A 12,546-nucleotide genomic window follows, 5' to 3' on the forward strand; every position below is an offset into this window, starting at 1 on the left:
TGTTGTCGCAAACTCTCCATTCTTAGGAGCTGTTGATCTTTGTTGCGGCCAGTTTGCTTAGCTGACTAAGCGTCACTGAGTGCGGCTCGTTCATCACGTGTTTAACTTGAACAAAAAATCAAACACTAAAGGTCAACGGCGTCTAGAACAATTAAAGGATAAGGAATGAACCATTACCTTCGCCAACTTGGGCTAAGTGCCATTGCTGTGGCCGTATTATCTGGTTGTGCTGCCACGAGTGCCGAACAGACATCAGCAAGTGCCAGCAATGCCGCTGTGGTCAGCGCACCGCAGTTAGTCGCACCGCCGACCGTTAATCAACCACTGACATTAAACCAAATCATGGCCGATCCTGATTGGATGGGGCTGGCACCGTTTGGTGCTTACTGGAGTGATGATGGACAGTCAGTGTTGTTTGCGCGTAAAAAGAGTGCTTCCCCCATCGTTGATTACTACCGCCTTGGTGTGACTGGCGGCGAAGCGCAGCAACTGAGCTTGGCGCAGTTGCATTCTGCCTCACAGCAACAAGGCGTACTTAGTGCCGATAAACAGCGCAAAGCATATATCTATCAAAACAACCTGTTTGTTAAAGACCTGCGCACTGGCGACATTCAACAACTGACACGCCAAAGTGATGCTATCGGCGGCGTGCGTTTCCTCAATAATGGCGATCTGGCTTACTGGCAAGCAAATAAGGTGTACCAGATCCACCAAGCGAGCGGCATGGTCGATGTGTTGGCTGACCTGCGTTTTGAAAAGGCGCCAGAAGGTGTACAAGCGCCAACAAGCTTCCTCGCGAAACAGCAGGCTCGCTTGATCAAATATGTAGCGCAGCAGCATGACAACGCCAAAGCGCGCGAAGATTATCAGCAAGCGCTGCAAGCGGCTGATCCCACCTTAGCAGCGGAACCGTTCTACTTAGGCGAGCAAGATGCGCTGCAAGAAGTGAGTGTCTCACCTGATGGTCAATACCTGTTCTTGGTACTACAAGACAAGAATTACACCGGCCGCAGCAAAACCGACATCATGCCGAACTATGTGACCGCCGAAGGTCATATCGACCCGGTGCCAGTGCGCGCTCGCGTAGCTGAAGATGACGTGCCAGCGCAGCGTTTCGTTGTGATTGACCTTGCTAAACATGCACAGAAAAATGTCACCATCGAAGGCTTAACTGGCTACGATGAAGACGTACTAGCGAGCGTTAAAGCGGAAAATGCCAAAGCCGAAGGCAAGCGCTATAACAGCGAGAAAAAGCCGCGTAACATCCGCTTGATTGAAGATTGGGGCTGGACCCAAAGTGCCATCCAATGGCAAGCCGATAAACCGGTATTAGCGGTAATGCTGGAAGCCACCGATAACAAAGATCGCTGGATTGCCACCGTCGATCTGCAAAACGGTAAATTCCACACTGAACATCGTTTGCATGACGATGCGTGGATCAACTACGACTACAACCAGTTCGGGTGGTTACCTAACAGCAATCAACTGTACTTCCTGTCAGAGCAAACCGGTTATTCACAACTGTATCTACAAACCTTAGGTGGCAAAGCCAAAGCGCTGACTCAAGGTAACTACGTGGTGAGTGACATCACCCTCAGCCCAGATGCGAAGTACATCTACTACAAAGCTAACAAAGATCATCCAGGTAAATACAACGTTTACCGCGTGGAATTGGCGACGGGTAAAAATGAGCAACTGACGCAGTGGACTGGCACGCTGGACTACGTGTTGAATCCAACTGGTGATGCCCTGCTGCTGACTGCCTCACAACTGACTAAGCCGGATGAGCTGTATCTGCAACCGATTGGCGGCGAGCTGAAACAGCTGACCAACTACACCAGCAAAGCCTTTGCCGATTACGCATGGCAAGCCCCTGAAATTGTTGAAGTGCCATCATCACACGGCGCTGGCAAAGTGTATGCGCGCCTGTATCTGCCAGAAGGTTTTGATAAGAGTCGCGCAGATAAATACCCAGCGGTGATTTTCAACCACGGTGCCGGTTACCTACAAGAAGTGCACTACGGCTTTTCAGGTTACTTCCGTGAGTTTATGTTCAATAACCTGCTGGCGCAGCAAGGTTATGTGGTACTGGACATGGACTACCGTGGCTCTAAAGGTTACGGCCGTGACTGGCGTACTGCGATTTACCGCAACATGGGGCATCCAGAAGTGGAAGATCTGCTAGATGGTGTTAACTGGATGGTACAGAACACCAATATCGACGCAAAACGCGTGGGTACCTATGGCGGTTCTTACGGTGGCTTCTTGACCTTTATGTCCATGTTCCGCGCGCCTGATCTGTTTAAAGCCGGTGCCGCGCTGCGTCCAGTAGCGGATTGGGCGCACTACAACACTGGTTATACCTCCAACATCCTCAACCTGCCGGATGATGATGCGATTGCGTACAACCGCAGCTCGCCAATTGAACACGCCGCTGGTTTGAAAAACCATCTGCTGATCATGGGCGGTGTGGTGGATAACAACGTCTTCTTCCAAGACAGTGTGCGTTTGGTACAACACCTGATTGAGTTAGAAAACCCTAACTTTGATATGGCGTACTACCCGGTGGAATCCCACGGTTTCCGTCAGCCTTCCAGCTGGTTAGATGAGTATCGTCGTATCTTCCGTCTGTTTGAGACTGAAGTAAAACCGCAGCAGTAAGCCGTTACTGTGAATTTGAAGGCGCCCAAGTGGCGCCTTTTTGCTGGCTAAAACTCATGGGGTTCTGATAAAAGCGTCACATCCCAGCAGCAAAACGACATAACGGCTGCTGCATAAGCAACAAAATGATGAAAAATCTGCGCTGAGTTGCGGCTAAGCAGTTAGAATATAAATTGATTTTGATTATTTCTTATCTGTGCAGGAATTAACATTGGTTGCTTCTGTGGCAGGAGGGGTGAAACCCGCCTCGATTATCGACATTGAACAGCGTTTTTATCGCCAACTGATTGCTGGTCAGCAGCGTGAGCAGGGGAGCATGCCGCTTGCCGCCGAGCTAGAAGAGCTAGTGTTCAAGCTCGAAGTGGAGCGCGAAGCCGCCATGCAACGCTTAGAGAAAAAGCAACAAGCGCAAGCGTTAATCGATAATATCCGTAACCAACTGGTCAAGACCTTGCTCGGTGAATTAGATAATCATATCGCTATGCCGCAGCTGTTTTTAAAAGACAGCGCCATTTCCAATAAACAGCTGTTGTTGTTGGAGTTGATCAGCTCATCACAGCTTGATCTGAATCGGCTGCGTCCGGTCGTTGCCGATATTCCATGGCTGGGGCGCGATCTGATCACTATCGTCAACAGCCCAGCTTTTGTCGCCAAACGGCCTCAGGGGAGTGATATTCAAGTCAACGATCTCAAGCTGGTGCTCAATTACATCGGCATGGATCAACTCAGGCTATACATTCCTTATTACTTGTGCCGTCACTGGTTGTCGGCCAACCCCAGCTTAGTGTGGGTGAATCGTAAGGTATGGCGTTACCTGCAATTACAAGCTGTGGCAGCGCGCGCTTTGGCGCAGCTACATCAGCAAGATGGTATTTTGCTGTACAGCGTGGCGTTGATGCAGCAATTGGGCATGTCGTTGTTGCTTGGCGTGGCGGCCAATATCTATGAACGCTTGCGCCATACTTGGCGACGAGAAGCGATGGCGCAACGCGATGGTGAGTTGCATGATGCGGTGTCGGTGTGTCAATTCCCGTTGGAACAGTTATGGCCCATTATCGCCACACACAGCGCTAACCTCTGTTGGCAAGTGCCGAGTGCCTTAGGTTTTGCCGATGCGGCACCGATCAAATTGTTACGTGAGCGGGCTAGCTCGGTGGCATTTTCATCTCTGTCCGATACTGCAAAAATATTAGATAAATCGGCCTGTTATGCCAAATGTTTGTTGCTGGAAGAACTGCAGCAATTGAGTTTTAGTGACAAAAAATTGCTGTTCACATATTACGAATTGAGTGAGCAGGAACAGATCCGCCTTAGCGGTCAGAATTTCCGAAAAACAGAACCGGTTTAGCTGTACAGCATGCTTGCCATCATGACGCCAAAATCCTGTGGATTCTTGCGCCTCACACATCTTCTCAGCGTCAGCATACACTGCTAAAATCTGGTTAATTATTCTCTTATTGTGAATATTTAACCATCTGCGGCTGGTTGCGATTTTTTTATGACTATTTATGCCTCTAAAGTGATTCAAACTGATTTTTTAACGCACTAATTGAGTTTGTTATTCAATCTCAGCAAGTTATGGATTGGTGACAACTGTTTCAATCTGGCGTTTTGATCACAATATTGCTAATAATGTCACACAAACAAAACGCGCTCATGCAGATTCTTTTGTGCAACCACTTTACATACACTGCAACAGAAGCGCATATAAAGCCACCTTCTGCGAAGAAAGGATTAGCAATAATGACTGTAGAAATGAATTTAGATCGGGCTCAATTTGATGAAGTCATGGTGCCTAATTATGCACCATCACCGGTTATCCCTGTTAAAGGCCAAGGTAGCCGAGTGTGGGATCAACAAGGTGCGGAATATATCGACTTTGCTGGCGGCATTGCAGTAACCGCCTTGGGCCACTGTCATCCAGCTTTAGTCGCAGCACTGAAAGAACAGGGCGAAAAACTGTGGCACCTGTCGAACGTAATGACTAACGAACCGGCGCTGGCATTAGCGACTAAATTGGTTAACGCGACTTTTGCCGAAAAAGTGTTCTTTGCTAACTCTGGCGCAGAAGCCAACGAAGCGGCACTGAAACTGGCTCGCCGTTATGCGTTTGATAAATATGGTGCGGGTAAAGAGCAGATTGTCGCCTTTGATAAAGCGTTCCACGGCCGTACTTTCTTCACTGTCAGTGTTGGTGGTCAAGCGACTTACTCTGATGGTTTTGGACCAAAACCGCAGGGCATTACCCATATTCCTTTCAACGATATCGCGGCATTGGAAGCCACCATTTCTGATGCTACTTGCGCCATCATGATTGAGCCATTGCAAGGCGAGGGCGGCATTATCAGCCCAGAGCCAGAGTTTTTGAGCAAAGTGCGTGAGTTGGCTGACAAGTACAACGCTTTGGTTATTTTCGATGAAGTACAAACGGGTGTGGGCCGTACTGGCGACCTGTATGCCTACATGGGCACCGATGTTACTCCAGATATTTTGACCTCAGCCAAAGCGATTGGTGGCGGCTTCCCGCTGGCCGCAATGTTAACCACTACCGAAATTGCAGCGCACTTTAAAGTGGGCACACATGGTTCAACTTACGGCGGTAACCCGCTGGCATGTGCAATCGGTAACGCGGTACTCGATATTGTTAACACCCCTGAGGTGCTCAATGGCGTGAAACAACGTGAACAACTGTTCCGCGACGGTTTGAATGCCATTAACGACAAATACCATGTGTTCTCCCAAGTGCGCGGCAAAGGTTTGCTGCTCGGTGGCGTACTCAATGAAAAATACCAAGGCCGCAGCCGCGACTTCCTGTTAGCGGCAATCGACAACGGTTTGATGACCTTGGTGGCTGGTGCTAATGTGGTGCGTTTTGCGCCATCGCTAATTATTCCTGAAGCGGATATCGCTGAAGGCTTGAAACGCTTCGAAGCGGCAGTTGCACAAGTGGTAGCAGGTTAAACGTATTTCAACGTTTGCTCGTTCGAATTACGTATATTTCGATCCCGTCGGGGGCGTTGTCGCCCCCATGTTGTGGCTGGGGTTAGGGAGAATTAACCATGTTAGTCATTAGGCCAATTCGTCAATCCGACTTCTCTGCGCTGTATACCATTGCCGTTGAATCCGGCCATGGCTTCACTTCATTACCGGTAAACGATGAGTTATTGGCGGGCAAGATTGCTCGCTCAGTGGATTCTTTTGCCAAAACGGTCGAACAGCCGAGTAATGAAGGTTACTTGATGGTGCTAGAAGACACCGACACTGGCGAAGTGGTTGGTACTTGCGGCATCGAAGCCGCCGTTGGTCAAACCGACGCGTTTTATCATTATCGACTCGGCACCGAGGTGTATTACTCGGGCCAGATCGGCGTACGTAACGAAGTCGAAACCCTGACCTTATGCCACGACTATACCGGCTCCGCCGAGCTGTGCACCCTGTTTTTACGGCAAAATTACCGTAAAGGCCTCAATGGCCGTTTGTTATCGCGCGTTCGATTTATGCTGTTGGCGCAATTCCCTGAACGTTTTGGTGAAACCGTGATTGCCGAAATGCGCGGCATCAGCGATGAACACGGTAATTCGCCATTTTACGGCTGGCTACAACAGCACTTTCTTGGCATCGAATTCTCGCAAGCGGATTATCTCTCTGGTCTCGGCCAGAAGGCCTTTATGGCGGAGATGATGCCGCGCAGCACCGTTTATGTGTGTTTGTTGCCCGAAGCGGCACAACGCGTGATCGGCGAGGTGCATACCAATACCCGCCCGGCGTTAAGCATGTTGCAAGCCGAAGGATTTCGTTGGCGCAACTATATCGATATTTTTGATGCTGGCCCGACGGTCGAATGTGCGCGTGAGGACATTCGCTCGGTCAAAGACAGCCGCTTGCTGACGGTCAACATTGTCGATGCCCCCGCTGACAGCTGCGATACCAGCTTCATTGTGGCTAACACCCATCTGGCCGACTTCCGCGCCACCTTAGCTAAACTCAATATTACCGACGACAGTACCAGCGTGAATATCTCTTCCGAACTGGCAGAGGCTTTGCTGCTTAAAGCGGGCGAGCCACTGCGCGTAATCGCAATATAGGACCTCTTATGACACAGCTGATTAACGGAACATGGCAAGTAGGTGAAGGCGCCGCAATGGCGTCGTTTAACCCAGCCAATGGCGAGCAAATTTGGCACGGTAATGCTGCTACCGCAGCGCAGGTAGATAGTGCCGTCAGCGCTGCTGCGAGTGCCCAATTTGACTGGTTTATGCTGGGCTTTGATAAACGGTTGGCGCTGGTGGAAGCTTATAAAGCGCAGTTAGAGCAGCATCGCGATGCGTTAGCCAATTTGATTGCTGAAGAAACCGGTAAACCCTTGTGGGAAACTGCCACCGAAGCCGCGGCGATGATTGGTAAAGTGGCACTGTCTGCCAAGGCCTATCAACAACGCACTGGCACCACCACTAGCGATTTACCCGCGGCACGGGCGGTATTGCGCCATAAACCGCATGGCGTGGTGGCGGTGTTTGGCCCGTACAATTTCCCCGGCCATCTGCCTAATGGGCACATTGTGCCAGCGTTACTGGCAGGTAATACCGTGGTGTTTAAACCGTCGGAGCAAACCCCGGCAGTGGCGGAGTTGATGCTCAAGCTGTGGCAACAAGCGGGTTTGCCCGCCGGTGTGCTTAACTTAGTGCAGGGGGAAGTCGATACCGGCAAAGCGTTGGCATCGCATGCTCGCATCGACGGTTTATTCTTTACCGGCAGCTCGCGCACTGGGCAGATGTTGCATCAACAGTTTGGTGGGCGTCCGGGCAAGATTTTGGCGCTGGAGATGGGTGGTAACAATCCGTTGATCGTGCGTGATGTGGCCGACAGCAAAGCAGCTGTGCATGAAATAATCCAATCGGCGTACATCTCAGCCGGTCAGCGTTGCACCTGTGCGCGGCGTTTATTGGTGCCGCAAGGCGAACGGGGTGATGCGCTGATTGCCGAGTTAATTACGGCTATCACTCAGATCCGCGTCGCACCGTGGAACGCTGAGCCGCAACCGTTTATGGGGGCGATGATTTCCAGTAACGCTGCCAAGGCGATGCTTAAGGCGCAAACGCAACTGCAACAGTTGGGGGGCACCAGTTTGGTGACCATGACCTCACTGGCAGCAGACACTGGTTTAGTCTCGCCCGGTTTGATTGATGTAACGGCGGTGGCTGAGTTGCCCGATGAAGAATACTTCGGCCCGTTGCTGCAACTGATCCGTTATCGCGACTTTGATGAAGCGATTAACATTGCCAACAACACTCGCTATGGTTTATCCGCGGGGTTGCTGTCTGACAGCCGTGACGAGTTTGATTATTTCCTTGCCCGCAGCCGCGCTGGCATTGTGAACTGGAATAAGCAGATCACTGGTGCCGCAGGCTCGGCGCCATTTGGTGGGATCGGCGACTCAGGCAACCATCGCCCAAGCGCCTTCTACGCCGCCGACTATTGCGCCTATCCGGTGGCATCAATGGAGGCTGACAGCTTGAGTCTGCCAGCGCAGTTGAGCCCAGGTTTAACCCTATAATTTTGTGCGCATCGGCGTTGAGCTGTACCGATGCGGTGGATCTTCAAGGAGTTGCTATGCATCAGAATATCGATTCACTGTTCACCGCGATGTGGCAAGACTATCTGCGCATGACCCCGTCAGCCGCCAAAGTGCATGAGCTGTTGGCCAAAGACGGTGAGATCATCAACGATCATATTGCGCTGCGTACCTTTAACTTGCCGAAAGTGGGCTTGCCAGTATTGGCGGCTCACTTTGAAGCGCTCGGGTATCGGGCGGCGGGGGATTACGAGTTTAAACAGAAAAAGCTCAAAGCGAAGCATTATGAGCATCCTGATCCGACTCAACCTAAAGTGTTTATCTCTGAGTTGCTGGTGGAGCAGTTCAGCCCGTGGTTGCAGCAAACCGTGGCTGGCTTGGTCGAGCAAGTGACTGCGGCCGATGTGGTGGATGACGCGTTTTTGTATTCTGGCCGCCATTGGCAGTTGGACTTTGCCACCTATGAGCAACTGCTGGCTGAGAGTGAGTACGCGGCATGGTTAGCGGCATTTGGTTACCGCGCTAATCACTTTACTGTGTCAATCAATCACCTTGATGGCTATGAAACCATAGTGGCGGTGAACGATACCTTGAAACACGCGGGCATTGTGCTTAACAGTGCCGGTGGCGAGATCAAAGGCTCGCCAGCGGTGATGTTAGAGCAATCGTCCACCATGGCCGATCAAATTCCGGTCGCGTTTAGTGATGGCGGCCATACCATTCCGAGCTGTTTTTATGAATTTGCGCTGCGTTATCCGCAAGCGGACGGCACGCTCTATCGCGGTTTTGTTGAGGCGTCAGCCGATAAGATTTTTGAGAGCACTAACGCCAAGCCGATGAGCTAACGCTCTCGCGACATAATAACGCGCCCATTGGCGCGTTTTTTATGGTGGGTGCTACTGATTCAGGACGAGAAACGCTGCCACGGCGCTTTCCACGATCTCGCGAATACGCTTAGCGGCAGGTTTAGCGATCGCGCCCAAGGAGTAGGGCATCACCAACTCGGCTTCGAGCAAGCCTTTGAGTTGCATAGTGGCGTGCCATGCATCGATGTCGTGGCGTAATTCTTTGCTTTCAATCCGAGCTGACATAAAACGGCACACATCATCCCAGCCGCGTTTGGGGCCTTTTTCATAAAACTTTTTACCTAAATCACTCTTGCCTGCTTCTGCCATCACCATGCGTTGGATCGCCATGATCTCTGGTGTGAGAATCGAATCTAGGTAGTTAATGCCAAAAGCCACTAGGCTGTCACGCACGCTTTTGGCGCTGCTGAGCGAATGAAAAGCATTGGCGATCTGTTCGGTGGCGGAAGACTCCATCACCGCGTAAAAAATTTCATCTTTAGAGGAAAAATAGTTATACAGCGTGGCTTTAGAGCCGCCCACTTGCTGCGAAATATAGGACATTGAGGTTTTTTCAAATCCTTGGCTAAAAAAAGCTTCCTTGGCTATCTCTATGATTGCTTGACGTTTTTCTTCTGTCTTAACGCGCATATTCCCATCCCTTCACCCCATATGGAGCTTGAGTTTCGCTTGACTTGCTAACCCTGTCAAGAATATAACTGTACTGTTCAGTTTAATTATGGAGATCGAAGTGAACTATCGCATGGAGCCCAAGTTGCCAATGTTGGCACTCGCCGTGGTTACGGTGTTGGGGGCAATGGGGTTAAACGGCTGTGCCTTGCATGATGTCGATGGCCAAGTGCAAGCGATGCAAAGCGATAATGCGCCTGCATTTGCCGCGACATTTGCAGGGCAAACGCCGATCAGCTGGCCAACGGCCGCGTGGTGGCAACGTTATCAAGACCCGCAATTAAACGCGCTGATTGATACTGCATTACAACAAGCGCCGAGCATTAACATGGCCGCTGCGCGGGTACGGCAAGCACAGGCTCTGGCGCAGCAGGTTGGGGCAACGCGGTTGCCCGATGTTGGCATGGCCGCCTCGGTGTCGGAGTCTAAAGTCAGCTATCGTTATCAAGCCTACAACCCGCCGCGTAACTGGAATGACTACGGTTCGTTAACGCTGAATTTTAGCTATGACATCGATTTCTGGAGCAAAAACAAAAGTGCGGTCGCTGCTGCCTCTTCACAATTAGCGGCGGCTGAAGCGGAGCAAGCCGCAGCGCGTTTGATGCTGACCACGGCGATTGCCAATGCCTACGCCGAACTGGCGAGGCTGTATGCCAATTTAGACACCGTGACGGCGGCACTCGATGTGCGCCAACAAACCGTGGATTTGTTGACGCAACGCTTTGATAACGGGTTAGAAAACCGTGGCACCGTAAGCCAAGCACAAGCAGTAGCCAACAGTGCGAAAGCGGAAGTGCTGGCGGTGCAGGAGTCGATCGGCCTGCAACAACACGCGCTTGCGGCGCTGCTCGGTGCTGGGCCCGATCGCGGCTTGAGCATTCAACGTCCTCATATCCAACTGCAACAAGTGTTTGGTTTACCGGAACACGCGGGTGTCGGCTTGCTAGCGCATCGTCCCGACGTTACCGCCGCGCGTTGGCGCGCCGAAGCAGCCGCTTACCAAATTGGTGTCGCCAAGGCGCAGTTCTATCCCGATGTGAGTTTGTCCGCGTTTATCGGCGTACAGGCTTTTGGTCTCAATAGCCTGTTTGATAGTGGTAATGATGCGGGCAGTATTGGCCCAGCAATCTACTTACCGCTATTTTCTGGCGGCCGACTCGAAGGCCAACTCAGCGCCGCCGAAGCCGGATTTGACCAAGCCGCTGCCAGTTATCAGCAAACCCTCAGCAATGCCCTCAATGAGGTGGCCGATGTGCTCACCAGCACGCAAGCACTGGATGCGCAGATCGCGCAAACCCAAGCTGCCGTCGATGCCGCTGCACTGGCGCATCAAATTGCCAGCAATCGCTACAAGGGCGGTTTAGCCACTTACTTAGAAGTGCTGTCGGCAGAAGACCGCTTGCTGGGCAGTCAACGGGCACTGGTCAATCTGCAATCGCGCGCCTTCTCGCTCGACTTAGCGCTGATCCATGCGCTGGGTGGCGGTTATCAATCACAGCAGTCTTAATTCACAGGATAGATTCATGAGTTCGCAACAGGATTTAGCACAGCAGTTTGATGCTGCCAAAGCGCAGACCTCGCGCAAAAAGGGCTTCACCGTATTGTTGGCGGTGATCGTATTGGCGGTGATTGCCGCCGTGGCTTACTGGTTTTTTATCGGCTCGCGTTATATCTCAACCGATAACGCCTACGCCGCTACCGAAGTGGCGGCGGTAACGCCCGCGGTCGGTGGTATTGTCGCCCAAGTGAAGGTGGTTGATACCCAATGGGTTAACCAAGGCGATGTGTTGGTGGTGATTGATGATAGTGACGCCAAGTTAGCCTTTGAACGCGCCAAGGCTAACTTAGCCTTAGCGAAGCGCCGCGTGCAGGCGTACATCGCCAGTGATGAAGGCTTAGCCGCAATGGTGGCGGCCAGTGAAGCCGAACAACAGCGTGCCGCAGCCCAGTTAGCCATTGCCGAAGCGGATTTTGCGCGGGCGCAACTCGACCTGACACGCCGCGAGAATCTGATCCAATCCGGTTCAGTCTCTGGCGAAGAGATGAGTAATGCCAAAACCGCCTTTGCCCAAGCGCAAGCCAACTTGAATGTCGCCAAAGCGGCAGCGGCACAAGCGAAAGCTAACCGCTTATCTAGCATAGGTAACAAGAAGGCTAACGCGGTACATATTATTGATACTACGGTAGAAACTAACCCAGAAGTGCTGCAAGCCAAGGCCAATTTTGAGCAAGTGAAAATCGACTTAGCACGCACCGTCATTCACGCGCCTGTCAGCGGCATTGTGGCGCAGCGCAGTGTGCAAGTCGGCCGTCGTGTGCAAGTGGGGGAACCACTGATGGCGGTCGTGCCAGTGCAAAATATGCATGTGGATGCCAACTTCAAAGAGGTGGAATTAGGCAAACTGCAGGTGGGTCAGCCAGTGGAGATCACCGCCGATTTATATGGTGATGACATTGTTTACCACGGTGTGGTCACTGGCGTTTCCGGCGGCACGGGTTCGGCGTTCTCGGCGATTCCGGCGCAAAACGCTACCGGTAACTGGATTAAAGTGGTGCAACGTCTCCCCGTGCGCATCGGCTTAGATGCAGAAGAGTTGAGCAAACATCCACTGCATGTGGGCTTGTCGATGGAAGTGACTATCGACACCAGCGCGCCGTTAAATAAAGACGCCATTGCTGCCGTGGCCGACCGTCAGGCGGCGCCGCAAGCGGCTCAACAAACTGAGCAGGCCAATCGCCCCGCTACTGATAACCAAACTCACACTGAAGGTTAGCCGC

The 12,546-nt window shown here is 51.8% G+C and carries 9 protein-coding genes; 8 read left to right on the plus strand and 1 reads right to left on the minus strand.

Annotation, left to right across the window (positions count from 1 at the left end; all coding sequences use genetic code 11):
* The first annotated feature begins 165 nt into the window (after positions 1 to 165).
* The 6 genes from L9G74_RS11650 to L9G74_RS11675 all read left to right on the plus strand — a co-directional run bounded on the left by L9G74_RS11650 (position 166) and on the right by L9G74_RS11675 (position 9,078).
* Positions 166 to 2,661: a S9 family peptidase gene (locus tag L9G74_RS11650; RefSeq protein ID WP_238896579.1), complete on the plus strand. Its 2,496-nt coding sequence runs from the start codon at positions 166 to 168 to the stop codon at positions 2,659 to 2,661.
* Positions 2,662 to 2,872: 211 nt separating this feature from the next.
* Positions 2,873 to 4,009, plus strand: a complete 1,137-nt coding sequence (locus L9G74_RS11655) for an HDOD domain-containing protein (RefSeq protein ID WP_238896581.1) — start codon at positions 2,873 to 2,875, stop codon at positions 4,007 to 4,009.
* A gap of 395 nt (positions 4,010 to 4,404) precedes the next feature.
* Complete coding sequence (locus tag L9G74_RS11660; protein ID WP_238896582.1) at positions 4,405 to 5,622, plus strand: aspartate aminotransferase family protein; 1,218 nt, start codon at positions 4,405 to 4,407, stop codon at positions 5,620 to 5,622.
* A 98-nt stretch (positions 5,623 to 5,720) separates the two neighbouring features.
* Positions 5,721 to 6,746, plus strand: coding sequence for an arginine N-succinyltransferase (gene astA, locus L9G74_RS11665; RefSeq protein ID WP_238896583.1), 1,026 nt, complete (start codon positions 5,721 to 5,723; stop codon positions 6,744 to 6,746).
* An 8-nt stretch (positions 6,747 to 6,754) separates the two neighbouring features.
* Entirely contained in the window at positions 6,755 to 8,215 is a 1,461-nt protein-coding gene (gene astD / locus L9G74_RS11670) for a succinylglutamate-semialdehyde dehydrogenase (protein ID WP_238896584.1), read from the plus strand.
* 56 nt (positions 8,216 to 8,271) lie between these two features.
* Positions 8,272 to 9,078, plus strand: coding sequence for a DUF1338 domain-containing protein (locus tag L9G74_RS11675; protein WP_238896585.1), 807 nt, complete (start codon positions 8,272 to 8,274; stop codon positions 9,076 to 9,078).
* 51 nt (positions 9,079 to 9,129) lie between these two features.
* Here the strand turns inward: L9G74_RS11675 and L9G74_RS11680 are convergent, their stop codons facing one another.
* Complete coding sequence (locus L9G74_RS11680) at positions 9,130 to 9,729, minus strand: TetR/AcrR family transcriptional regulator (protein ID WP_238896586.1); 600 nt, start codon at positions 9,727 to 9,729, stop codon at positions 9,130 to 9,132.
* A gap of 100 nt (positions 9,730 to 9,829) precedes the next feature.
* Here L9G74_RS11680 and L9G74_RS11685 point away from each other — a divergent pair, with 100 nt between their 5' ends.
* A complete protein-coding gene (locus L9G74_RS11685; protein WP_326521516.1) occupies positions 9,830 to 11,275 on the plus strand; it encodes an efflux transporter outer membrane subunit in 1,446 nt (481 codons plus the stop codon).
* Positions 11,276 to 11,291: 16 nt separating this feature from the next.
* A complete protein-coding gene (locus L9G74_RS11690) occupies positions 11,292 to 12,542 on the plus strand; it encodes an HlyD family secretion protein (RefSeq protein ID WP_275297380.1) in 1,251 nt (416 codons plus the stop codon).
* Positions 12,543 to 12,546 lie beyond the last annotated feature (4 nt).

This window comes from Shewanella electrica, from assembly GCF_022321485.1.
Taxonomy (GTDB): domain Bacteria; phylum Pseudomonadota; class Gammaproteobacteria; order Enterobacterales; family Shewanellaceae; genus Shewanella; species Shewanella electrica.